Source organism: Acinetobacter sp. WCHAc010052 (assembly GCF_002165295.2).
Taxonomy (GTDB): Bacteria; Pseudomonadota; Gammaproteobacteria; order Pseudomonadales; family Moraxellaceae; genus Acinetobacter; species Acinetobacter chinensis.
Window position 1 is genome coordinate 1603657 of record NZ_CP032143.1, and the last position, 22092, is coordinate 1625748.

21 protein-coding genes are annotated in these 22092 nt (G+C 41.2%); 9 read left to right on the forward strand and 12 right to left on the reverse strand.

From position 1 onward, the window contains the following. Positions 1-424: 424 nt before the first annotated feature. A complete protein-coding gene (locus CDG61_RS07920) occupies positions 425-2587 on the forward strand; it encodes a malate synthase G (RefSeq protein ID WP_087550178.1) in 2163 nt (720 codons plus the stop codon). Between the two features lie 291 nt (positions 2588-2878). On the opposite strand, the gene CDG61_RS07925 is transcribed toward CDG61_RS07920, so the two are convergent. After that, positions 2879-3343, reverse strand: a complete 465-nt coding sequence (locus tag CDG61_RS07925; RefSeq protein WP_087550177.1) for a MarR family winged helix-turn-helix transcriptional regulator — start codon at positions 3341-3343, stop codon at positions 2879-2881. Positions 3344-4226: 883 nt separating this feature from the next. Here CDG61_RS07925 and CDG61_RS07930 point away from each other — a divergent pair. Beyond that, positions 4227-5750: a TerC family protein gene (locus CDG61_RS07930; RefSeq protein ID WP_087550176.1), complete on the forward strand. Its 1524-nt coding sequence runs from the start codon at positions 4227-4229 to the stop codon at positions 5748-5750. Between the two features lie 196 nt (positions 5751-5946). Here the strand turns inward: CDG61_RS07930 and CDG61_RS07935 are convergent, their stop codons facing one another. The 9 genes from CDG61_RS07935 to CDG61_RS07975 all read right to left on the reverse strand — a co-directional run bounded on the left by CDG61_RS07935 (position 5947) and on the right by CDG61_RS07975 (position 12578). Beyond that, positions 5947-6480: a hypothetical protein gene (locus tag CDG61_RS07935; protein ID WP_087550175.1), complete on the reverse strand. Its 534-nt coding sequence runs from the start codon at positions 6478-6480 to the stop codon at positions 5947-5949. A 199-nt stretch (positions 6481-6679) separates the two neighbouring features. Then, positions 6680-6976 carry a cyd operon YbgE family protein gene (locus CDG61_RS07940; protein ID WP_087550174.1) on the reverse strand — a complete coding sequence of 99 codons (297 nt, stop codon included), beginning with the start codon at positions 6974-6976 and terminating at the stop codon, positions 6680-6682. A gap of 3 nt (positions 6977-6979) precedes the next feature. Beyond that, positions 6980-7081, reverse strand: a complete 102-nt coding sequence (cydX, locus tag CDG61_RS07945) for a cytochrome bd-I oxidase subunit CydX (protein ID WP_087511731.1) — start codon at positions 7079-7081, stop codon at positions 6980-6982. A gap of 23 nt (positions 7082-7104) precedes the next feature. Next, a complete protein-coding gene (cydB, locus tag CDG61_RS07950) occupies positions 7105-8250 on the reverse strand; it encodes a cytochrome d ubiquinol oxidase subunit II (RefSeq protein WP_087550173.1) in 1146 nt (381 codons plus the stop codon). Beyond that, entirely contained in the window at positions 8247-9833 is a 1587-nt protein-coding gene (locus CDG61_RS07955) for a cytochrome ubiquinol oxidase subunit I (RefSeq protein ID WP_087550172.1), read from the reverse strand. The genes cydB and CDG61_RS07955 overlap by 4 nt, the downstream gene beginning before the upstream one ends. Continuing rightward, a complete protein-coding gene (gene cydP, locus CDG61_RS07960) occupies positions 9833-10024 on the reverse strand; it encodes a cytochrome oxidase putative small subunit CydP (RefSeq protein ID WP_087511666.1) in 192 nt (63 codons plus the stop codon). Before cydP ends, CDG61_RS07955 begins: the two co-directional genes overlap by 1 nt. Before the next feature lie 587 nt (positions 10025-10611). Continuing rightward, positions 10612-11229: an OB-fold-containig protein gene (locus CDG61_RS07965; protein WP_087550171.1), complete on the reverse strand. Its 618-nt coding sequence runs from the start codon at positions 11227-11229 to the stop codon at positions 10612-10614. Positions 11230-11252: 23 nt separating this feature from the next. Next, positions 11253-11558, reverse strand: coding sequence for a Rieske (2Fe-2S) protein (locus tag CDG61_RS07970; protein ID WP_171405495.1), 306 nt, complete (start codon positions 11556-11558; stop codon positions 11253-11255). Between the two features lie 15 nt (positions 11559-11573). Continuing rightward, the gene (locus CDG61_RS07975; RefSeq protein WP_087550170.1) at positions 11574-12578 is read right to left on the reverse strand and encodes an adenosine kinase; all 1005 of its coding nucleotides are present in this window, start codon (positions 12576-12578) and stop codon (positions 11574-11576) included. A 137-nt stretch (positions 12579-12715) separates the two neighbouring features. Here CDG61_RS07975 and CDG61_RS07980 point away from each other — a divergent pair, with 137 nt between their 5' ends. The 6 genes from CDG61_RS07980 (at position 12716) to CDG61_RS08005 (ending at position 19242) form a co-directional block, all read left to right on the forward strand. Next, entirely contained in the window at positions 12716-13165 is a 450-nt protein-coding gene (locus tag CDG61_RS07980; protein WP_087511670.1) for a GNAT family N-acetyltransferase, read from the forward strand. Between the two features lie 47 nt (positions 13166-13212). Continuing rightward, positions 13213-13680: a nucleotide triphosphate diphosphatase NUDT15 gene (locus tag CDG61_RS07985; RefSeq protein WP_087550169.1), complete on the forward strand. Its 468-nt coding sequence runs from the start codon at positions 13213-13215 to the stop codon at positions 13678-13680. 153 nt (positions 13681-13833) lie between these two features. Next, positions 13834-14607, forward strand: coding sequence for a hypothetical protein (locus tag CDG61_RS07990; RefSeq protein ID WP_087550168.1), 774 nt, complete (start codon positions 13834-13836; stop codon positions 14605-14607). Between the two features lie 177 nt (positions 14608-14784). After that, complete coding sequence (locus CDG61_RS07995; RefSeq protein WP_087550167.1) at positions 14785-15006, forward strand: hypothetical protein; 222 nt, start codon at positions 14785-14787, stop codon at positions 15004-15006. A gap of 146 nt (positions 15007-15152) precedes the next feature. After that, on the forward strand, positions 15153-18092 hold the full coding sequence (locus CDG61_RS08000) for an insulinase family protein (RefSeq protein ID WP_087550166.1): 2940 nt from the start codon (positions 15153-15155) through the stop codon (positions 18090-18092). A 22-nt stretch (positions 18093-18114) separates the two neighbouring features. Then, positions 18115-19242 carry a phospholipase A gene (locus tag CDG61_RS08005; protein WP_087550165.1) on the forward strand — a complete coding sequence of 376 codons (1128 nt, stop codon included), beginning with the start codon at positions 18115-18117 and terminating at the stop codon, positions 19240-19242. An 83-nt stretch (positions 19243-19325) separates the two neighbouring features. On the opposite strand, the gene CDG61_RS08010 is transcribed toward CDG61_RS08005, so the two are convergent. Together CDG61_RS08010 and CDG61_RS08015 are read right to left on the reverse strand one after the other, a co-directional pair. Then, positions 19326-20678 (reverse strand): TrkH family potassium uptake protein, encoded by a 1353-nt coding sequence (locus CDG61_RS08010; protein WP_087550164.1) that lies wholly within the window; start codon positions 20676-20678, stop codon positions 19326-19328. Positions 20679-20688: 10 nt separating this feature from the next. Beyond that, the gene (locus tag CDG61_RS08015) at positions 20689-21339 is read right to left on the reverse strand and encodes a potassium channel family protein (RefSeq protein WP_087511677.1); all 651 of its coding nucleotides are present in this window, start codon (positions 21337-21339) and stop codon (positions 20689-20691) included. A 206-nt stretch (positions 21340-21545) separates the two neighbouring features. Here CDG61_RS08015 and CDG61_RS08020 point away from each other — a divergent pair, with 206 nt between their 5' ends. Further along, the gene (locus tag CDG61_RS08020; protein WP_087550163.1) at positions 21546-22088 is read left to right on the forward strand and encodes a hypothetical protein; all 543 of its coding nucleotides are present in this window, start codon (positions 21546-21548) and stop codon (positions 22086-22088) included. Positions 22089-22092 lie beyond the last annotated feature (4 nt).

Consider the following 22092-nt stretch of genomic DNA (forward strand, 5'->3'; position numbering starts at 1 on the left):
TCCGCATGATTCAGTTGTCATGTTTTTTAATAATGATCAGCTCAGTATACGAATAATCACGGATAAAACGAATACAAATATCTTCAATTTTCATGCATGAATTATCTGTTGAAATTATCGACATTCAGATGGATTCGTGGCTTAATCTTTAAGTTCGGATCAAAGGGAAAGGCGTTTGTTCGGTTTTAATACAGAACTCTGAACTTAAGTCTAATTTCGACAATACAAAAATTTTATACACTGTAGATAAGGTATTCACGCTGTTTATATTGTCGCATTGGTGATCTTCATTTAATTTCATGATGAATGCATTTATCCTGTTTAAAATGATCACTATTTAGCAATGTGATAATGCTATTCAGTTGAGTATAAATCGGTATACTAGAATCTCTTGTTATAAAAAGTAGCAATATCAGGAAAGACAATGACTGCACGTATTCAAAAAGGCAAGTTAGCGATTGCTAAAGAACTTTACGATTTCATCGAAAATGAAGCACTGCCAGGTTCTGGTTTGGACAGTGAACAATACTGGAAAAACTTTGAGCAAGTCGTTGTTGATCTTAGCCCTAAGAACAAAGCGCTTTTAGCAAAGCGTGATGACCTTCAGGCTAAAATTGATGAATGGCACCGCAACAACAAATTTGAATTAGGGGCTTACAAAGCTTTCCTTACAGAAATTGGCTACTTATTACCAGAAGTAGAAGATTTCCAGATCAGCACAGAAAATGTAGACGAAGAAATCGCATTATTGGCTGGTGCTCAGCTGGTAGTACCTGTGCGTAATGCACGTTACTGCTTAAACGCTGCAAACGCTCGTTGGGGTTCTTTATACGATGCGCTTTACGGTTTTGACGTGATCCCTGAAGATGGTGGCGCGGAAAAAGGTAAGGGCTATAACCCTGTACGCGGCGACAAAGTTATCGCATTTGCTAAAAATTTCTTAAATGAAACTTTCCCATTGGCAAATGGTTCACATGCAGATGCAACTAAATATGCTGTTGAAGGCAAAAAACTGGTTGTCAGCTTAAAAGACGGTTCAACAACGACGCTTGCTAAAGAAGCTCAGTTTGTTGGCTTTAACGGTGATGAAGCTGCACCTGTAGAAGTTGTACTGTTGAATAATGGTTTACACGTAATTATCGAGGTGGATGCAAACAGCCCAATCGGTAAAACTGACGCAGCTGGCGTAAAAGACCTTGTTCTTGAAGCTGCTGTAACGACCATTCAGGATCTGGAAGACTCAATCGCAGCTGTAGATGCTGAAGAAAAAGTTGAAGGCTACCGTAACTGGTTGGGTCTGATGAAGGGTACGCTTGAAGAGTCTATCGAGAAAAACGGTAAAACTGTTACTCGTACACTCAACAAAGACCGTACTCACAAAAACCTGATCGGTGGTGAAACTAAACTTCACGGTCGTTCATTGATGCTGCTTCGTAACGTGGGTCATTTGATGACTAACCCTGCGATCCTTGTAGATGGTGCTAAAATCTACGAAGGTATCATGGATGCACTCATCACTCCGTTGCTGACGTTTGCTGACATCAAAGGCGAAAACGAAAACAAGAACTCCCGTAAAGGTTCTATGTACATCGTTAAACCAAAAATGCATGGTCCAGAAGAAGTTGCTTTTGCTGTTGAGCTGTTCGAACGTGCTGAACAGGCGCTTGGCTTACCTGCAAAAACTTTGAAAATCGGGATCATGGATGAAGAGCGTCGTACTTCTGTGAACCTGAAAAACTGTATCGCGCAAGCAAAAGATCGTACGATCTTCATCAATACAGGTTTCATGGACCGTACAGGTGATGAAATTCATACCTTCATGGAAGCTGGCCCATTCGTTCGTAAAGGCGAAGTAAAAGCTCAGATCTGGTTCCCAGCTTATGAAAACCGTAACGTCATGGTTGGTTTACAGTCTGGTTTACGTGGTAAAGCACAGATTGGTAAAGGCATGTGGCCAAAACCAGACATGCTTTTAGACATGTACAAAACTAAGATTGAACATCCAGAAGCGGGCGCAAGCTGTGCATGGGTTCCATCTCCGTCAGGTGCTGTGATTCACGCGATCCATTACCATCAGTGCAACGTTTCTGCACGTCAGCTCGAACTGTTAAAAACTGATGCATTGCCATTGGATGATCTGTTAACACCGCCTTTAGCAACAGATACAAACTGGACTGCTGAAGAGAAAACCAAAGAGCTTGAAAATAACCTTCAGGGTATCCTGGGTTATGTAGTTCGTTGGGTTGACTTAGGTGTAGGTTGTTCTAAAGTTCCAGACATCAACAACGTTGGTTTGATGGAAGACCGTGCAACTCTGCGTATCTCTTCTCAGCACGTTGCGAACTGGTTACGTCATGGTATCGTGACTAAAGAGCAGGTTGAAGAAGTGATGCAGCGTATGGCGAAAATTGTGGATGAGCAGAATGCGAGCGATCCACTGTATACGCCTATGGCACCAGGTTTTGATGGTTATGCTTACCAGGCAGCGTATGATCTGGTATTCAAAGGTGGTGAGCAGCCATCGGGTTATACAGAGCCGCTACTGCACGCTTACCGTTTAAAATTAAAAGGTTATACAGGCGATTAATTCCAGCTTGTAAACTGTAAAAGAAAGCTCCTTCGGGGGCTTTTTTTATCAATATTTTCTGTTGTTACAGGGTTTTGATTTGTTGTTTAAATACTGATTATTATCATTGGTTTTATTTTACTTTGCGGTAAAAATTTTATATAGAGTCATCATATTTTATTAATGATGTAGTTTATTATGCGATTACAGCACAGTATTAATAATTAAAAACAGAAATCTGATATTTATTTTATAGATGAAAAAACCGGAAGACACCCACCCCAGGTGTTTTCCGGTTTATTCTGATTATTATCAGCGAGCCAGGTTATTAAAAATCTGACGTAAACTGTCAATCATCTTTTCTATCTGAAGAGGAGTCAGACCATCAAATGACTGCTCCAGTACGACACTGGTTAAATCATTAATCTTGTCTGTCATTTCTTTTCCTTTTGCTGTGAGTAGTACACGGGTAATCCGTGCATCATCCTCACAGGAGTAGGTTTCTACAAGTCCCTCGTCTTTGAGACGATAGACAATCTTAGTGGTAGTGGACATTTTAGAAACCACCATCTCAGACAGATCTGAAACACTTGCATCGGGCTTTGATGCCAGAGCAATTAAAATACGGCGACGGGAGTTGTCGACACCATATTTTTTCAGAACAGAGTCAACATTTTGCACATATTGGGAGTGCACTTGAGTAATCCAGTAAAATGGAAAATTTTCAAGGTTAAAGTCGTCTGTGGATGGTAGAAACTTAGAATACTTCTTGGACATGCAATTCCCCGCATCGTTCTAATTGTAATTTAATTATTGTTTCACATTTTATGTGAAAACTTATGGTATATGCAATATAGTTGGTCTGTTTATTATAAATATACTTGGAATTATTTTAACCCCATAATTTTTTAATAAAAATACCTGGTTTTTGTGATTGCGTAATTTATTAAAAAGTATTATTCAATATTTTGAATAAAAGCATTTTTCATGAATCATATTGAAATTGAAAATAAAACTGGCGGATAGTAAAATATGACTTTCAGCCCCAGAACTATTTTTTATGTTCAAATGAACGTTATTCTGTATTTTGGTATGAAGTTTTTTATTCATAATTTTCAAATAATCCTTACATTATTTTAATATGGATTTGTCATTTATATTTTCTGTGTCTCTCTAAGAAATTGCCGCAGCAATTTATGTTTGGGCGCTATCTTAATAAAAAAAATAAAAAATAAACATATGGTTTTCAAAGTTTTTTTATAAAAAGGAGATCGTATGATGGAATAATCAATAAACTTTTGGTGTGATTTTTTTATTAATATTTATAATTAACAAAATGTTAATCAGGAAGTATATGAAATATAAGCGACCAGAAAATGATATGACTGCTCAGTACATTTCTATAGGCATGCATCAATAGATCTTTATATGTGTATTTCTGAAGGGGCTTATGGTCTGGAACGTTATTTTAAAATTCTGAGTGGGAATGCTGTGACTTTTTGATCGCTGTTGCAAAAAAGCTTCAAAAAAAATAATTACAAATAGCGTAGTTTATGCATAATAAAAGTAACGCATTTACATAGGTTAAAAACATGGATCCGTCGCCGTGCGCAGGTCTTAACATCTTTTCTTTCAACAATCTGTCTGGAGGTCTGAATTCATGGAATTCTTAATGGACCCTGGTATTTGGATTGGTCTTCTTACTCTTATTGTTCTTGAAATTGTACTGGGTATTGATAACTTAGTATTCATCGCTATTCTTGCTGACAAACTTCCACCTGAGCAACGTGATAAAGCACGGGTCATTGGCTTATCTTTAGCTTTGATCATGCGTCTGGGGCTGTTATTTGCAATTTCCTGGTTGGTTACATTAACCAAACCACTGATATCCGTATTTGACTGGACTTTTTCCGGTCGGGATCTGATTCTCTTATTTGGTGGTCTGTTCCTGGTCTATAAGGCTGTAACAGAGTTACATGAAAAAATGGAAGGGAAGCCTGAAGTTAAAGTCACCAGTAATGTGGTTTATGCCGGTTTTACGGCAGTTGTTGCTCAGATTGTGATTCTTGATGCTGTCTTTTCACTGGACTCTGTGATTACAGCCATCGGTATGGTTGACAATATTTATGTCATGATGGCGGCGATGATCGTTGCAATGGTCGTGATGCTGATAGCTTCCAAACCATTAACGACATTTGTAAACCGACATCCAACAGTGGTTATTCTGTGTCTGAGTTTCCTGTTGCTGATTGGTATCAGTTTGATAGCCGAAGGTTTTGGTTTCCATATTCCTAAAGGATACATCTACTCAGGTATTGGTGTTGCCATTGTTATTGAGGCTTTCAACCAGTTCTCTAAACGCAATGTTGAAAAGCATGAATCAAAGATACCTTTACGTCACCGTACTGCAGATTCGATTCTGAGACTGATGGGTGGGAAGGTTGAAGATGATTATGATGTTCGTGCTGGAGAAGCTCAGGAAGCCTTTGCTGATGAAGAGCGTTATATGATTGGTGGTGTTCTGACACTGGCTGAGCGTTCTGTTGCATCTATTATGACCCCAAGAAACCAGATTTCATGGGTGAACCTGGAGGATTCTCCAGAGCAGATCCGTGAACAGGTACTGGCTGTTCCGCACAGTCTGTTTCCTGTCTGCAGAGGCAGTCTGGATAAAGTGATCAGTATTGTCCGTGCAAAAGAGCTGCTGGATGTGGTTGATGACAGTGAGGGCTTAAAAGATCTGATCAAGCGACAGCGTCCGATCTATATTTTCGAAAAAATGAAAGTGATTGATGCGATTAACACTCTGAGAACTTCCAAAGGTTCACTGGTTATGGTCAGCGATGAGTTTGGTAATGTTCAGGGGCTTATATCGCCATTGGATGTGTTTGAAGCAATTGCGGGTGAATTCCCTGATGCTGACGAGCAGCTGGACCTGGTCAGAATTGATGATGAAACCTGGAAAGCGACAGGTATGCTGGATATTTATCAGCTTGAGCTTGAACTGGGTATGCTGGATCTGGTTGAGGAAGATGAAGGTTATATCAGTGTGGCGGGATTGATCCTGGAAAAAACTCACGGCACTGTAGAAGTGGGTACACAGCTGGATTTTAATGGTGTACATTTTGAAGTGACGGAACTTGATGGAAACAGAATCAAGACTGTAATGATTAAATACCGTTAATTCTGGTCTGTATTATAAAAAGCTCTGTTCATACAGGGCTTTTTTATTTTTAGCAGTTAAATCTGTCAGAGATAATATACCTGTATTTTTTATATAGGCAGTTTATATCGTTGATGAATCTTTTAACTGGATCAAAAAAACAGGTAACTGGAATTACCTGTTTTTTTAAGTCATGTCAGAAAGACTAAGCTTAGATTCAGGTTTTATTCATACGGCGAATAAACAGTTTGTAGGCATTGGATTGTTTGCCGTTATTCAGAAGATAATTGGTTATTTCACCTTTATTGGTGGAAAGTTTCAACTGAACATTTTCTGCATCTTTCAGTCGTTTGAGGAAGCTGAAAGGAACTGAAACATAGTTTGATGAATCAATGACTGTAGATTCTGGAACAGTGCGGTATTTTGTGGAAAATTCAGGAATATAAGGGTAGTTTTGTCCATCAATGATGAAAAGAAACTTTTGAATGTCATATTTTTCTTTGTCATAAATATCAATGTTGATTTTATAAAGCTGGTCAGCAGTCTGTTTCCAGTCGACTGAAAGTTCTGGACAGATTAAACCAGGCTCACAGGTCACCTGACCACGTGTAAGTACTTTGGTTGGGTCTGCAGGCATTTCAAAGCTGCTGTTCGCAATCTGAGCGTACTTGCCAGTTGGCTTGCTCGAAGTGACAATACATCCTGACAGTGCTAAAGGCAGAGCAGCTGCTGCAATATAGAATAATTTCATTATGTTGTTCCTGTTCGTTTATTGTATTTAACAAGTTGTTTTAATTGTGCTTACTATCTTACATTTTTAACTTTATGTAAAGTATGTCACAAAGTTATTTTTCAATTTAAGATGAAGGGTGCTTTTTTATTTATGAAAAATAAAGGGCACATAAAATGCGCCCTTTATTTCAGTTTTCATGTTAAGTGATTAACAGCACTTAACTTAAAAACCAGGTGTAATAGCCCCAGATCATCAAAGGCCATGCAACCAAAGGACTGAATAACCATTTCCATAGACTGAAACGGGGTATAAAACCTACACCGTGTATAAAGCCTCCAGATATTCCTATCATGATCAGCATCATTGCACGGTGGCTGTATGCACCATTGGCATCCAGCATTGCTGCCGGATGTACCAGTAAGACAGCTGCAAGTGGCAATGCCAACAGAAAAGAGATGGCCATTGCTATTTTATTTGGCGACTTTGTTTCCTGGTTCATTGCTGCTTCAGTCATCTTTTATTCCTCATCCATATCATGATGATGTTCAATATACAGTGCGCTGAGTACACCTGCGAAACATGCCATCAAAATACCGAGAATCCAAGCGAAATACCACATAATACGTTCTCCGTGCATAGCCCTTAGTACAGGCTATGCGTATTTTCCTGAATATGTTTTTTAGTAATAACGCCCCACATTTTATAGTAGCACCATGTTGTGTACAGTAGAATGAGTGGAACGAAAATACATGCCGCAACAGTCATTACAACCAGTGTATTTTTACTGGAAACAGCATCCCACATGGTCAGACTTACAACCGGGTTGATGCTTGATGGCATCAGGAATGGGAACAGGGCAAACCCTGCAGTCAGAATTGCACCGGTCACTGCCAGGCTACTGCCAGTGAAAGCAAGACCTGCTTTATTTTTACCACCTGCCAGAATAATGATCAGTGCGCCCAGAATTGCCATAACAGGTGCAATGATTGTTACAGGGTAAGTACTGTAGTTGTTCATCCAGCCTGGGTTTGCATCAGTTAATACCTGTTTTGCAAATGGGTTGGCAGCGCCATTGGTATCAAATGGAGTAACCAGTGTGTATCCCTGGATATTGCCAAAATAGAGCCATGCACCCGCTGCAAGGAAGCAGACCAGGAAAACAATACCCATGATCTGAGTTGCTTTAGCAGAGCGCTGGCGCAGGTCACCATCAGTACGAAGCATTAACCATGCACCACCATGAGCACATAACATGGACAGGCTGACAATACCGCAAATGAGCGCAAATGGGTTGAGCAGGGCAAAGAAACTGCCTGTGTAATGTGAGCGGACTGTTTCATCCAGGGTAAACGGAACACCCAGGAACATGTTTCCGAATGCAACACCGAAAACCAGTGCAGGTACAGCACCACCGATACACAGACCCCAGTCCCATGAAGTACGCCATTTCGTATTTTCAAGTTTGGAGCGGTAGTCAAAGCCTACAGGTCGTAAGAACAGCGCAAACAGAACCAGTAACAGTGCCCAGTACATGCCTGAGAATGCAGTTGCATAAACCATTGGCCATGCTGCGAACAGTGCGCCACCAGCGGTAATAAACCAGACCTGGTTGCCGTCCCAGTGTGGAGCAATCGTGTTGATTGCTGCACGGCGTTCTTCGTCATTTTTTCCAACGAATGGCATGATTGCCATCGAGCCCATATCGAAACCATCGGTCAGAGCAAAACCAATCAGCAGTACGCCAACAAGTACCCACCAGATAATTTTGAGAAGTTCATATTCGATCATGATTGAGCCTCCTCAGTCGCATTGTTTTGTGCTTCAAGTTTTTCGAAATGATATTTACCGGTATGCAGTGAACTTGGACCCAGACGAGAGAATTTAATCATCAGGTACATTTCAATAATCAGCAGAACAGTATAGAAAGTTGCCAGGGCAGCAATTGAGCCCATTACATCACCAGTACTTAAGCTTGATGCTGAAAGGTGTGTAGGCAGAACTTCACCGATAGTCCAAGGCTGACGACCAACTTCTGCAACGTACCAGCCTGTCTGTGCAGCAACCCACGGTAACGGCAAAGAGAACAGCGCAAATTTAAGTAACCACGGTTTATTTTCTGCATTACGTTTTGCCACAGCAACAGTTGCAATAATGAACAGAAGCAACATAAGGAAGCCTGAAGCAACCATTGCACGGAATGCCCAGAACAGACTTGGAACATGTGGAATGGTGTCCTTAGCAGCAGATTTGATGTGAGCATCAGTAGCATCTACAACATTTGGCGTGTATTTTTTCAACAGTAAGCCATATCCGAGGTCTTTCTGAGACTCTTCAAATGCAGCTTTCAGTTCAGCTGATGTATCACCTGCACGCAGTTTTTCCAGCTGTGAGTATGCAACCATACCGTTACGGATACGACCTTCGTGTTCCACGATCAGATCTTTAATACCCATAACCTGAGTGTCAGTTGAACGTGTTGCAATCAGACCCATCACATAAGGAATTTTGACTGCATAATCAGTTGTCATGGTTTCCTTGTTAGGAATACCGAACAGTGTAAATGCCGCTGGAGCAGGATGAGTATCCCATTCAGCTTCAATTGCAGCCAGTTTGGTTTTCTGAACGTCACCAATTTCATAACCTGATTCATCACCGAGTAAAATGACGGATAATGTAGATGCAAGACCAAAAATTGCTGCGATAGCAAAAGAGCGGCGTGCAAAAGGAACATCACGTTTTTTCAGGAGATAGAAGCTGGAAATCGCAAGGACGAAAATTGCACCTGTGACATAACCTGCAGAAACAGTGTGTACAAACTTAACCTGTGCGACAGGGTTAAAAATCAGTGCACCAAAGTCCACCATTTCCATACGCATGGTTTCATAGTTGAACTTGGAGCCAACAGGGTTCTGCATCCAGCCGTTTGCAACCAGAATCCATAAAGCAGACATGTTTGAGCCGAGTGCCACCAGCCACGTTACTGCAAGATGCTGAACTTTGGATAAGCGATCCCAACCAAAGAAAAACAGACCAATAAAGGTGGACTCAAGGAAGAATGCCATCAGGCCTTCAATTGCCAGGGGAGCTCCAAAAATATCACCGACATAATGTGAGTAATATGCCCAGTTGGTACCGAACTGGAATTCCATGGTCAAACCGGTAGTAACACCTAAAGCGAAGTTAATACCGAAAAGTTTTCCCCAGAATTTAGTCATGTCTTTATAAATTTCTTTGCCTGAAATCACGTATGTGGTTTCCATGATGGCAAGAATAAAGGCAAGGCCTAAAGTCAGTGGAACAAAAATAAAGTGATACATCGCGGTCATAGCGAACTGGAACCGCGAGAGATCGACCACGCTTTCAGAAATCATCAACGTGTCTCCTTGATTTGGGAAGGACTGCCGGCAATACGCTCAGCAACTTGGTTATCAAAATTTTTGGGAATAGTGGGCGCGTCGAACCAGATGTGTTTGATGGTCAGTAAAATAACAACCTTAATAATTAAAATGACTGTTATTTCACGAATGAAGCGACGGTTTAAATCTTTGGGTATTAAGCTCATGTAGACAAGCCTATTTTAAAACTTATGAGATATTATTAAACAAATTCATACAAAAAGGAAATAGCTAATACACTTAAAATAAAAATATATTATTAAGTTGTTTTAAAACAATATACTATTTGTTTTTGTAGTTAAAAAATAAACAGAAAAATGCGTGATTATTTCCTGACTAAAACGGTTGTATTTATATAAATTAATTCTGACTAAAATGCTTGTATTTTTAAATTTAAACCAGATTTTTTTAGTCGGATTTAACTTGTAAAACCAATCAGAATACCAGGATTAAAATATGAGTAATATTTAAAAACGATTGCAGACTGCTTGTTAGAATGGTCTGGTATCAGGCAGTTTGTGTGTTTACTGGTCGAAAACCTGGTTGCCAGCTGGAGAGGAAATGATCGTTCAGGTATGTGTCCGTTGTATGCGGTAGTGTAATTGGTGCTCTACAGGTTTACTGTTGTACAGCTGATCGGATCTTTCAGGTGAAACCTTCATTTATTATCTGAATCTTAGCAACAGCTAGCTGTATTTTTAGAGTGGGCAGAAAGTAGCTAAGCCTGTCAATGTCATCTGAATGGCTGATGGGATCAGAGTAAGCTGTCACTCTGAAAAAGTGAGTTGGATTTTGAGATTCGTTTAGCGATGTAGTGTGATTTTCTCTGGCGTATCAGAATGATCTGAGCCTGAAACTCCAGTTCACCAAATTCAGGTTCGACCTGGACATAGTGCAACTGACCGAACTCATCCCGCACACGAGCCTGAGCGGAGAAACCCGGGCGGGCATTTCCACTGGAAATGGTCGCCAGACGCCCCAGAAGATCAGCCTGTTTGTGAATCTGATCCGGTTTGATCACCTGATCCAGACAATGAATCATAAACACAGTAAAGAAGATCGCAATAATCAGGGCAGGTAAAATCAGGTAATAGGAGGAGATAAAGTGCTGTTTCTGAGAAAAGACCAGGAACTCTAAAAAGTAACCTGCAAAGCTGAAATTCATTAACAGAAAGACAAGAATCAGAGTTTTGGAAAATTTAACATTCAGCAAAGGTGAGCTGACAATTTTACCCGGGAAAAGCCGGTTGAAAATCTTGCTGGGCTGAGCTTTAAAATAATAACCAATGGTTTCCACCATGCTGAGTACAACAAGAAGTATCAGGCTTAAATGAAACGGCATTAAGTCGTGATTGTTGAAAAAATCCAGCATGGTGTCAAATCCAGTTGTTTTTCTTAGGTCAGGTAAATACCGCCATCAGAATGCACGGTTATTTCAACCTTTTCAAGAGATTCACCGAGGCAGGGACCTGAAATGCATTCACCTGACTCCACATTGAACAGCGCTCCGTGAGTTGAACACTCGATGTATTCACCATCACGGTCAAGGAACTGATTTTCCAGAAATTCAAGTTCAGTCTGCAGGTGTGGGCAGACATTGTTGTAGGCAAAAAATGCACCGTCACGCTGAGTGATGAAAATTGTTCTGCCATCATCTGTATCAAAGGCACGGGCTTCACGTTCTGGAATTTCTTCCATCATTGCAATTCTATTCATTTATGCGCATTCCTTTTGAAAACTTTCCAACAGTGTTGCGTATGATTTTATATCAAGTCGTGGACCAAACTGTGCAACAACTTCACTGGAAATAAGTACCGCCAGTTCTGCGGCAGCTTTCAGACTTTCGCCCTGATTCAGAGCATAGAGGAAAGCACCTGCAAAAGCATCACCAGCACCATTTGCATCTACAGCAGTCACCTGACGACCAGGAACCTGAAAGCTGTGTTCAGTATCAGAAATTAATGCACCTTCAGAGCTTAATGTAATGACAGTGTATTTGCTTTTTAAGTGCAGTTTAGCTAAAGCCTGTTCAATATTGTCAGTTTCTGTGTACATCAGTGCTTCCTGCTGATTGCAGAACAGTAAATCCACACCATCATCGAGCAGTTCATCCAGACCTGTGCGTGCATACTGAACCATAGCAGGGTCTGAAAGTGTCAGCGCAATTTTTACGTTGTTTTCACGGGCAATCTGGCGAGCCTGTTTGACAGCCTGGCGAGCTGAGTCGCTAGTGGACAGATAACCTTCAATATACAGCCACTCAGCTGTTTTCAATGCTGTGAAATCAATCTGCTGATCTGTCAGTTCAGCTGTAATGCCCAGATAGGTATGCATCGTCCGTTCAGAATCAGGGCTGACCAGTACCATGCAGGTTCCTGTTACACCTTCGCTTACAGATTTTCCAGCAGTCTGAATGCCTGCGTCATTTAAGCCGTCCAGGTAAATTTTTCCCAGATCATCATTGCCTACACGGCAACCATAAAATGCAGTTCCACCCAGAGCAGTGAATGCAACTGTAGTATTTGCAGCAGATCCACCTGAAGCCTGACCTTTGTATAGTTGTGTTTCTTTGAGTTTGTTATATAAATGAGCCTGACTGTCACCATCAGTCAGTTGCATGGTCCCTTTTTGCAGGTTTTGTTGAAGTAGGAAGTCATCAGATACTTTAAATTCCTGGTCAATCAGCGCATTGCCAATTGCAAAAAGATCAACAGTTGCCATGTTTCCGTTCACATTTCAAAATAAAGCATTTAGTTTACACCAATGCTCAGTATTGCTGTAGATTTGTGAATAAAATTCAATATATGCTTAAGTGTTTTTGTGGAAAATATGGCGAATACAGGGTTCAAGGATTTTAGATGAATATTGAGATCAAAACAGCAGAGGAATTGCCAGGACAGATTGGTGAGCTTGCACAACAGGCAACCAAAGAAGGCTTTAATTTTGTAGAAAGACTGATTGAAGAATTCAAAAGTGGTAAAAACCGTTTTGATCAGCACGGCGAATTTTTACTTTTTGTTTATGATGATCATAAACTGATTGCATGTGGTGGTCTGAATCAGCAGTGGAATGAAAATGATGTGGAAAACCGTATCGGTCGTGTCCGCCGTTTTTATGTACTTCCTGAATACCGTAAACATGGAGTGGGTAAGCAGCTGTTACAACATCTGGAACAAAAAGCCCGAAAAGATTTCTCTGCATTGTGTCTGAATACTGAAATCAAATCTGCAGCGCATTTTTATCAGAAACAGAACTATGTATTTGTCGAAAATCATCCGAACTACAACTATTTTAAATATCTGGTTTAGGTAAAAATTTTCAGTCCCGATCGTCAAATGTTTTGAGATATGAAATCATGATGAATGAATCCAGTGTTTTATTCCCGATTGTGGGTGTGGGTATCATGATTCTGGATTGTGAAAACCGCGTGTTGCTGGGGCACCGCATTAAAGCCGGTGAGACACCATCATGGTGTTTTCCCGGTGGTAAAGTTGACGCACAGGAAAGTCTTGAGCAGTCAGCAGCACGTGAAATATTCGAAGAGACACATCTAAGTCTGAGCTCTGATTTACTCAAACCAGTTATAGTGCTCCTCAATCGCGCTAATCCACACGTGAATATGACTACAGGACTGTATATTCAACTGCAATCAGATGAAATAAAAGCAGATTTAAAAGTCACAGAACCACATATCTTTGAGTCATGGCAGTGGTTTGATTTAAATGAATTGCCATGTCCTTTATTTCCGGAAACTGAAGCTATGTTGCAGTACTGGATGCAGCAAACGGTAAATAAACAGTTTGCTGTCTATCCATTAAAATAATCTGTTAAAAACAGCCTAAGAAATTCACCACTTTGTATTACATCTATACAGCATTCTATTTCTCAAAATATTTGTGATGATTATCACGGTTTAATTTTGCTTTAAGTCTGGTCGGTAAATATAGTTTCATTGAAATGCTTGCTGATCCAAGCCATGAAGCAAAATGATTTAAATGAACTGTTGTCTAAAGTGCCGCAAGTAACGCTGTTATTCTGGATTACTAAAATCTTTGCAACGACATTCGGTGAAACGGCAGGTGACGCTGTTTCAATGTCACTGAATTTAGGATATCTGGTCAGTACCTTTATTTTTGCCTTTGTATTTATTGCCTTTGTCATTTTCCAGATTCGTGCAGAAACATATCGCCCCTATTTATACTGGTTCACGATTATCGCCAGTACCACCGTTGGTACGACTTTAGCCGATTTTGTCGATCGTTCTCTTGGGATTGGTTATCTCGGAGGGAGTAGCTTATTACTCAGCTTGGTACTGTTATCACTATACAGCTGGTATAGGGTTGAAGGCTCAATTTCTCCACATATTCAAAAGCCCAGGGCAGAGCTGTTTTACTGGATCACTATTACATTTTCACAGACACTGGGTACGGCATTGGGTGACTGGTCATCCGATACGGCAGGGCTGGGCTATACAGGCGGAATCATGCTGTATGTAGTGTTGCTGTTGATTGTGACTGGATTGTACTTCTTTACTAAAACATCGCGTGTTCTGTTGTTCTGGACAGCATTTGTTTTAACACGTCCTTTAGGTGCCGTGGTCGGCGACTTTCTGGATAAACCGATTGATCATGGTGGTCTGGCATTGAGTCGGTCTGCTGCTTCGGCTGTATTGATGATTGCAATTCTGATCTGTATTTATATCTCCGGTCGGGTCAATGGACAAAAAGTGATAGAAGCCAAAAGTCATTAATCAGGAAGCGTTCACTCAAAATTTCTGAATTTAGTTTGACGGTGATGGTCACTGATTTTGATCATCACTTTTTATTGCTGAATATCTGTTCTGTGTTTGCTGAGGTTACAAAACAGAATATTGTTTTTGCCATGACCATGCTAATGATGAGTTTTCACAAAAATAAAAGAAACCACGATGACAGATCAGAACGAAATTCTTGAGCGTTTAGGTGAGGATGAGCTGTTCGAAATTGCTGAATATGGTATTCAGTCTCGGATTGATCTGCGGCTGGAAGGAACGGTGAATGATGATCCGCAGTTTTTATATGATGCACTGGCTACCATCGAAGACATGAATGCAGAACAGTTAAAAGCATGTATCCGTGAGAACTCTTTAAAATATCAGCAGGAAAAATAATCTGTTTATCATCAAAAAATGACCGATATAAACAATCGTTAAATCCAACGGTTAAGATCTGAATTAATACCAGGAATGAATCGCATTTGTCTGAGTTTGGGTTATACTTGAAGCCTATAGAAAAGTATCAAATTACTGGAGATCGCATGACTGTAGATGTCACTGAAACCTTAGCCCAAACTGTACATCCTGCGTTTCAGCTGGTACGTCAACACCATGTAGAAGCTTTAGACATTTCAGTGTCTGAATATAAACATAAAGTGACTGGTGCAATGCACTACCATTTAGCAACAGAACATGATGAAAATGTTTTTCTGGTTGCATTCCGTACTCAGCCTATGGATTCCAAAGGTGAGGCACATATTCTTGAACACACGGCATTGTGTGGTTCAGAAAAATTCCCTGTACGTGACCCATTCTTCTTAATGATCCGCCGTTCATTGAACACATTTATGAATGCGTTTACCGCAGCGGACTGGACAGCCTATCCATTTGCAACACAGAATAAAAAAGACTTCCAGAACTTACTTGAAGTGTATATGGATGCCGCTTTTGCAGCCAACCTGAATCCTCTGGATTTTGCTCAGGAAGGTATCCGTATTGAGCTTGAAAATGGTGAACCGGTTTATAAAGGTGTGGTGTTCAATGAAATGAAAGGGGCGATGAGTTCTCCTTCAGATCAGCTGTACCATCAGCTAGCTCATCATCTGTTCCCGAAAACGACTTATCACTACAACTCAGGTGGTGATCCAAAAGATATTCCTGATTTAACTTACGATGAGTTAGTGGCTTTCTATAAGTCGCATTATCATCCAAGTAATGCAGTGTTTATGACGTTTGGTAATCAGACGGCATATCATCTGCAGGAGCAGTTTGAAACGCTGGCATTGTCCCGTTTTGAAAAAGGTGAAACGCTTTATTCCAAAGCTGAACAGCGTCTGACAGCACCCCTTGAAGTAACAGAAAGCTATGCGGTGGATGCTGAAGATTTAACAGATAAGACCTATCACATTATTTCGTGGCTGTTACCGCAGGCAAGTGATATCAAACTCCGTCTGGGCATGCGCCTGGTGGAAGGTATCCTGCTGGAGGATTCAGCATCACCATTACGTCAGTACCTTGAAACCTGTGGCTATGCGCAGTCTACTGGTCCAATCCTGGGTGTGGATGATTCCAACTATGAAATGACATTCTTCTGTGGTGTGCAGGGTTCAAATCCAGAGCATGCTCAGGAATTTAAAAACGGCGTGTTTAAAATTCTGGAAGAAGTGGCTTCAAAACCGGTTGATGCTGAAATGATTGATGCAATTTTGCATCAGATCGAACTGCATCAGCGTGAAATCAATGGTGATGGCACACCTTATGGACTGACACTGATTTTAAATGGTCTGGCGAGTGCAATTCACCACAATGATCCTGTTCATGTATGGGATGTGGATACTGCAATTGCAGAAGTCAAAGAAGAGCTGAAAGATCCGATGTGGCTGTCCAGTCTGATCAAAGAACATCTGATTGACAACCCACACCGTGTACAGATGACACTGGTTCCTGATGCAACAAAATCTGTAAAAGATGCAGAGGAAGAAAAAGCCCGTCTTGCAGCGATTGGTGAGAAACTGACAGAAGCAGATAAGGCTGAAATCCTGGCTCAGACTGAAGCTCTGAAAATCCGTCAGGATACCCCTGATGACATGAATCTGTTACCAAAGGTTGGACTTGAAGATGTACCGGCTGCGCTTCAGATCGTACAGGGGCAGTTACGCGAAATTATCAGTAACAATATGGATATGCCATTAAATCTGTATCATGCTGGAACCAACGGTATTTATTATCAGCAGGTGCTGATTAAGATTCCTCAGGAAGTGGTGCAGTCACCCTATTTCAATCTGCTTTCCATTCTGTTTGGTGAAGTAGGCGCAGGTGAGTATAACTATCTTGAACTGCAACAGCTTCAGACCGCTGTCAGTGGTGGTCTGGGAATGGGAGCTTCATTACGCTCACGTGTGGATGACAAAGGTCAGATCAGTGCATGGATGACACTGACCACCAAATCACTGGTGAATAATTTTGAAGCAATCCGTTTGCTTAAACTGACCTTTGAGAAACTGCGTTTTGATGAGAAAGACCGTATCATAGAGCTGCTGCAACAGCGCAAAACACGCTGGCAGTCCCGTATTTCAGGGTCTGGTCACAGCTATGCGATGCAGGTTGCTTCACGTAATCACAGCGCACTGGCACAGCGTGACTATCAGAATACCGGTCTGGGTGCGCTGAACTGGATGAGCGCACTGGTGTCTTCAGTTGAAAATGATGAAACAGCTTATGACGCTCTGATCAATGAGCTGAAAGCAGTGCATCTGAAACTGCTGCAGGCACAGAAACAGTTTCTGCTGGTCTGTGAAGAACAGATGTCTGAACAGCTAGTTGAGGAAGTTCAGAATGTATGGGATAAAGTCGATATTCTAAAAGAACAGCCTCAGTTACTGGCAGTTCAGACAGAAAACACAGATAAAGATGAAGCATGGCTGATTCAGACCAATGTTCAGTTCTGTGCATCAGCATATCCAGCAGTGGAAGTTTCTCACCCTGATTCTGCGGCATTGATGGTGCTGGCAGCTTATCTGCGTAACGGATATCTGCACAGTGCGATCCGTGAAAAAGGTGGTGCTTATGGTGGTGGGGCAAGCTATGATGGAAATGCATGTTCTTTCCGTTTCTACAGCTATCGTGATCCCCGTATGGCAGAAACGTTTAAAGATTTTGAAGCCAGTGTGCAATGGCTGTTAAATACTGAACAGCAGGATTATCAGCTTGAAGAAGCGATTCTGGGTTTAATTGCAAGTATGGATAAACCAGGTTCTCCAGCTGGTGAAGCGATTACAGCTTGCTATGCATTACTGCATTCTCGTACACCTGCGTTCAGAAATCAGCTTCGTGAAAGATTGCTTTCAGTTACACTTGAAGATTTAAAACGGGTTGCTGATGTCTATTTACTGAAACAGACACCGTGTAAATCTGTTGTTGCGCCATTTGCCAGACGTGAAGAACTGGCGGCACTTGGTTTTGAAATCAAACAGGTCAATTAAAACAAAAACCAAGGATTCCACCATGGCATTCACCCGTTTTGGACGTACTGCTTTAAATCTGAGTATCTGTTTACTCGGTACAGCATCAACTGCTTATGCACAGGAGCAGCCTGCAAGTGCTGCAGCCTGTGCTGCTCTGGATTCAAATCCAGATCGACTGGCCTGTTACGATGCGCTGTTTAAAGTACCAGATCCGATACGCCCACAGCTTGTTTCGGAGCGCGAAGCTGCACTGGATATCAAACCCGCACCGACGCAGCCTGAAACGGTGAAGGAAAAAATCCGCCATGGTGTGGACAGTCTGTTTGCAGTTGAAGGACCGAAAATTGATCCGAATACTTCATTGCTGGATAAGCGCTGGGAGCTTTCTCCTGAAAGTAAGCTGGGAACCTGGAATATCCGGGCTTATCAGCCGGTTTATTTGCTTCCTGCATTTTGGACCAATGATAAAAACGAGTTACCTCACAGTCCTAATCCAACGAACACGGTTGATCAGGACCAGAACCTGAAATCCATGGAAGCCAAATTCCAGCTGTCCCTGAAAACCAAAGCGGTTGAAAATCTTTTTGGTAATAATGGCGATGTCTGGGTTGGCTATACACAGTCTTCACGCTGGCAGGTTTATAACTCAGATGAATCCAGACCATTTCGTGAAACAAATTATGAACCTGAAGCGAGCCTGGTATTCAGAACCAATTATGAAGTCTTAGGCTTAAATGCCCGTCTGCTTGGGCTGACTTTAAACCATCAGTCCAATGGTCGCTCTGATCCGCTTTCACGCAGCTGGAACAGGGTCATGCTGAACCTGGGTTTTGAGCGTAATAATTTTGCTTTAATGCTAAGACCATGGTATCGCATGGAAGAAGATTTCAAAGACGATAACAACCCTGACATTAAAGATTATGTGGGGCGTGGTGACATGACTGCTTTTTATCGGTGGAATGAGCATGAGTTTTCATTAATGCTCAGACATTCATTAAAGGGTGGGGATGATGCTCATGGTGCAGCTCAGTTTGACTGGGCATTCCCAATCAGCGGTAAACTTCGTGGACATTTTCAGTTATTTGATGGTTATGGTGAAAGCCTGATTGATTACAACCATCGTGCAACTTATGTGGGTTTGGGTGTTTCTTTGATGAACTGGTTCTAAGTCAGTTCATCTATAGTTTTATCAATAAAAAACCACATTGACTGTGGTTTTTTATGGTCTGAATGTTTTGAATCTCAGGAAGATTATCCAATCTGAATGTCAGTCTGAGGGTGCTTTAAGCGGCTCTTTCTTGGTGTTGCAATCAGATAGGCTAAGGTCAGTGGTCCCAGTCGACCTGCAAACATCAACAACATCAGAATCACCAGGCTTGCAGGCTGTAAATCACCTGTAATTCCACGGGAAAGCCCAACCGTACAGGCGGCAGAAACGGCTTCAAACATCAGATCTAAAAATCTATGTTTGGGTTCCAGTAGTAATAAGCTGAAAAATCCAATAAAAATCAGCATACTTGTGATGGAAATTACTGCCAGGGCTTTAAAAGTGGTTTTTTCTGAAACTGAATGATTAAACACACGGATTTCATCTGAACGACGTAAAAAAGTAATCACACTCAGCACAACAATAATAAATGTCCCAACTTTGATGCCGCCAGCGGTACTTAAAGAACCACCCCCAATAAACATCAGCAGCATAGTCACCAAAGAAGCGGCATCACTCATCTGCCCAACATCAATGCTGTTAAAACCGGATGAACGCGGAACGGTTGCATGGAACCAGGCATTCAGTGCCTGATCTCCGATACTCATGGAAGCGAGTGTATGTGGATTGGCTGCTTCCAGTGCCCAGATGACAATAAACGCAAACAGATTCAGTCCCGCAATTGTTGAGAGTATTAATTTACTGTTGGCACTGAGTTTTTTCCAGCTGCGGTTTCGTTTAATGTCCATCAGTACAATAAAACCAATCCCACCAATGATATAAAGCATACTGATGGTGAATGTAATGAAATAATGACCTGAGAAGCTCATGAGGCTGTTTGGAAACAGTGAAAAACCACCATTGTTAAATGCAGAAACGCTGTAAAAAGCAGCATAAAAAAAGGCTTTGGGAAAAGTATATTCCTGCATCCAGGCAATGGTCAGAATCGTTGTGCCAATGGCTTCAAAAAACAGGGAATAGAACAGTACCCCCTTTATGGTAAAGGAAACCCGGGATAAGCTGGTCTGTCCAATAATTTCCTGCGCCATCATCTGCTGTTTCAGCCCAATTTTGGGTGAAAGACTGAGTGCAGCCAGTATGGCAAAAGTCATAAACCCCAGTCCGCCACACTGGATCAGAGCCATTACGACGACCTTGCCAAAAACTGTCAGAGAGTCGCCCAGGTTTACAACGGACAAACCGGTGATGGTCACGGCGGACGTTGCTGTAAACAGGGCATCCATCCAGCTCAGATGTCCATAGTTTGCAAAGGGCAGTTTAAGCAGAACTGTTCCAAGTATGATGAAACTGAGAAATCCCAGTGCAAGCAGGCTGGGAGGGCTTAAATTAATACTGTTATGTGTTCGGTTAATCAGTTCTTTTTTATATAGTTTCATAATGATCTGATCATAAAAAACGTGAGGAAAGCTGTCGGAGCGACTCTAAAGGTCCCTCAATGATCAGAATATCTTTTTCCTGAAGGATAGTTCCAGGTGCAATCTCGTAAATCACATGTGAACCGCGTTGGAGCATAAGGGATTTGATTTCGGGGCTGTTATCCATCAGTGCCTGAAACTGAGCACCTTTTAAGGTGGTTGTGATTTCAGCTTTTACAATATAACGGTTATTGTTGAGTGCCATATAGCGACGTACCATAGGGTAGCTCAATGACTGTGCAATCCGGATACCCATATCTTCTTCTGGATGAATAATTTTAGTAATCCCCAGGTGTGAAAGTATCATATGGTGTGCTTTGGATTTGGCTTTCACCATAATTTTTTCAATACCCAGGTTTTTCAGATGCAGCACACATAAAATACTGGCTTCAATGTCATCACCAATTGCGACCACTACAGCATCACAGTTTTTGACATTCAGTTCATCCAGAACCCGCTCATCGGTTGCATCTGCAATCACCGCATGGGTAATTGTATCGGAAATACTTTCCACAAATTTTTTGTTGCTGTCTATTCCAATCACATCGTGATTCAATGCTGCAAGTTCAGTGGCAACTGTTGCACCAAAACTCCCAAGACCAATAACCGCAAATTGAGCCATTCAGTTTCCTTTCATCATGATGTCTGAATGAATCCAGACAGACTTATTTCACAGCCTTCATCATATCTTTTTTTGTGGGGATTTTAGAAGCCTGTTCGCTGGCAAAGTGTGAATTTACGGATATTCAGGCACAGAGGATTTCATCTGAATGACATAATGGCTGTTTATTCTTATAAAGTTAAGACGGTGATCATGGAATAATAAAAATGGATGATAAAAAAATATATAAAATCATGCAGAAATGGTTTCCTGAGTTTCAGGATCAGAAAATACCTCCAAAAAAAGAACGGTTCAGCTTTGAAAATTTCTATGTGTGGGGACAGCTGGTAAGTGGTGAGCAACAACCCTTGTATCTGATGCGGATTGACTTACTGGATTATCTGGACAACGGTATTCAGCAAAGTGCTGTGTTTCAGCGTAAGCGAGTGAACACTGCACTGGTACAGACAGTGATTGCTGAGAAAGTGAAGCCTTTGCAGGAACATTATGAAAAATATAAACAGATCATTGGTCATTATTACAATTTAAATGATCAGATTTATGATGTGGTTTTTGAAGAAATTTTAAAGTCAGCCAAATCCATTGGTTATGAAATGTTGCTGATATATGCGGACAGTTATTACTGGATTGCTGTGCCTGATGATGAGGTGCGGATTGAAAAGTTCATTAAACATTTTGAAAAGCAGTTTAAATCAGAAGATATTTCAATTGAACATTATGCAGTACTGGATTGTTCGGGAACGATTTAACAGG

Bases quoted from the DNA above. Each gene is read 5' to 3' on its own strand.
- CDG61_RS07955 (WP_087550172.1), bottom strand. From the start codon at position 9,833: ATGATTTCTGAAAGCGTGGTCGATCTCTCGCGGTTCCAGTTCGCTATG.
- CDG61_RS07975 (WP_087550170.1), bottom strand. From the start codon at position 12,578: ATGGCAACTGTTGATCTTTTTGCAATTGGCAATGCGCTGATTGACCAG.
- CDG61_RS07940 (WP_087550174.1), bottom strand. From the start codon at position 6,976: ATGACTGAAGCAGCAATGAACCAGGAAACAAAGTCGCCAAATAAAATA.
- cydX (WP_087511731.1), bottom strand. From the start codon at position 7,081: ATGTGGTATTTCGCTTGGATTCTCGGTATTTTGATGGCATGTTTCGCA.
- CDG61_RS07995 (WP_087550167.1), top strand. From the start codon at position 14,785: ATGACAGATCAGAACGAAATTCTTGAGCGTTTAGGTGAGGATGAGCTG.
- CDG61_RS07980 (WP_087511670.1), top strand. From the start codon at position 12,716: ATGAATATTGAGATCAAAACAGCAGAGGAATTGCCAGGACAGATTGGT.
- CDG61_RS07965 (WP_087550171.1), bottom strand. From the start codon at position 11,229: ATGCTGGATTTTTTCAACAATCACGACTTAATGCCGTTTCATTTAAGC.
- CDG61_RS08020 (WP_087550163.1), top strand. From the start codon at position 21,546: ATGGATGATAAAAAAATATATAAAATCATGCAGAAATGGTTTCCTGAG.
- CDG61_RS08005 (WP_087550165.1), top strand. From the start codon at position 18,115: ATGGCATTCACCCGTTTTGGACGTACTGCTTTAAATCTGAGTATCTGT.
- CDG61_RS08010 (WP_087550164.1), bottom strand. From the start codon at position 20,678: ATGAAACTATATAAAAAAGAACTGATTAACCGAACACATAACAGTATT.
- CDG61_RS07925 (WP_087550177.1), bottom strand. From the start codon at position 3,343: ATGTCCAAGAAGTATTCTAAGTTTCTACCATCCACAGACGACTTTAAC.
- CDG61_RS07930 (WP_087550176.1), top strand. From the start codon at position 4,227: ATGGAATTCTTAATGGACCCTGGTATTTGGATTGGTCTTCTTACTCTT.
- CDG61_RS08015 (WP_087511677.1), bottom strand. From the start codon at position 21,339: ATGGCTCAATTTGCGGTTATTGGTCTTGGGAGTTTTGGTGCAACAGTT.
- cydB (WP_087550173.1), bottom strand. From the start codon at position 8,250: ATGATCGAATATGAACTTCTCAAAATTATCTGGTGGGTACTTGTTGGC.
- cydP (WP_087511666.1), bottom strand. From the start codon at position 10,024: ATGAGCTTAATACCCAAAGATTTAAACCGTCGCTTCATTCGTGAAATA.
- CDG61_RS07990 (WP_087550168.1), top strand. From the start codon at position 13,834: ATGAAGCAAAATGATTTAAATGAACTGTTGTCTAAAGTGCCGCAAGTA.
- CDG61_RS07970 (WP_171405495.1), bottom strand. From the start codon at position 11,558: ATGATGGAAGAAATTCCAGAACGTGAAGCCCGTGCCTTTGATACAGAT.
- CDG61_RS08000 (WP_087550166.1), top strand. From the start codon at position 15,153: ATGACTGTAGATGTCACTGAAACCTTAGCCCAAACTGTACATCCTGCG.
- CDG61_RS07985 (WP_087550169.1), top strand. From the start codon at position 13,213: ATGATGAATGAATCCAGTGTTTTATTCCCGATTGTGGGTGTGGGTATC.
- CDG61_RS07935 (WP_087550175.1), bottom strand. From the start codon at position 6,480: ATGAAATTATTCTATATTGCAGCAGCTGCTCTGCCTTTAGCACTGTCA.
- CDG61_RS07920 (WP_087550178.1), top strand. From the start codon at position 425: ATGACTGCACGTATTCAAAAAGGCAAGTTAGCGATTGCTAAAGAACTT.